General features: G+C 71.2%; 1 protein-coding gene and 1 rRNA gene. One reads left to right on the forward strand and one right to left on the reverse strand.

The features are described 5' to 3' along the window. Positions 1-91 (forward strand): 5S ribosomal RNA (rrf, locus tag ACWCXC_RS37470); the annotation flags it as partial. A 28-nt stretch (positions 92-119) separates the two neighbouring features. Here rrf and ACWCXC_RS37475 read toward each other — a convergent pair. Beyond that, positions 120-1,189: hypothetical protein (locus tag ACWCXC_RS37475; RefSeq protein ID WP_450891825.1), on the reverse strand; the 1,070-nt coding region annotated here is incomplete at its 5' end.

A 1,189-nucleotide genomic window follows, 5' to 3' on the forward strand; every position in this document is an offset into this window, starting at 1 on the left:
GCCCGGTTACATTCCGAACCCGGAAGCTAAGCCTTTCAGCGCCGATGGTACTGCAGGGGGGACCCTGTGGGAGAGTAGGACGCCGCCGAACAATCTTTCAGGACCCTTGGTCCCAGCGTTCAGCGCTGGGACCAAGGGTCCTTTTTGTTTTGCCGAAGCGCGCCCGATGCCGGGCTGCGCAAGAATGTTTGCAGTACTCGATGACAGGAGCCCCACCGATGCCCACCAACTCTCCCGACGATCGTTCGGATCGCGAGCCGCGTCGCCGGGACGGCGGTGACCGGGGCGGCTACAGCGGCGGCCGGTCGGGCGGCGGGCAGCGCAGGGACGGTGACCGGGGCGGATTCCGCCGCGACGACAGCCGGCCCGGCGGTGACCGTGGCGGCTTCCGTCGCGATGACCGTGACCGGGACCGTGGCCTGCGCCGCGACGACAACCGTGGCGGCTCGTACGGCGGCGGCTTCCGCCGTGACGACCGCCGCGATGACCGTCGTGACGACCGGCCGCGTGGTCCGCGCCGCGACGACGACAACCGTGGTGGTGGCTTCCGTCGCGATGACGACAACCGTGGTGGCGGGTTCCGCCGCGACGACCGTGACCGGGACCGTGGCCCGCGCCGCGACGACAACCGGGGCGGTTCCTCCGGTGGCGGGTTCCGTCGTGATGACCGTGGTGGTTCTGCGGGTGGTGGGTTCCGTCGGGACGATCGTGGTGGGTTCCGTCGTGATGAGCGGGCTCCGCGTCGTGAGGACGACCGTGGTGGGCGTCCCGGTGGCGGGTTCGACCGCCGTGACGACCGCCGTGATGATCGTCGTGACGACCGGCCGCGTGGTCCGCGCCGCGACGACGACAACCGTGGTGGTGGCTTCCGTCGCGATGACGACAACCGTGGTGGCGGGTTCCGCCGCGACGACCGTGACCGGGACCGTGGCCCGCGCCGCGACGACAATCGTGGCGGCTCCGCAGGCGGTGGCTACCGGGGGCGTGACGACCGGGGCGGTTCCTCCGGCGGTGGCTTCCGCCGTGACGACCGTGGGGGTTCCTCCGGTGGCGGCTTCCGGCGGGACGACCGTGGGGGTTCCTCCGGCGGTGGCTTCCGTCGTGATGACCGTGGTGGTTCTGCGGGTGGTGGGTTCCGTCGGGACGATCGTGGTGGGTTCCGTCGTGATGAGCGGGCTCCGCGTCGTGA

This window comes from Streptomyces sp. NPDC001515 (assembly GCF_053597115.1).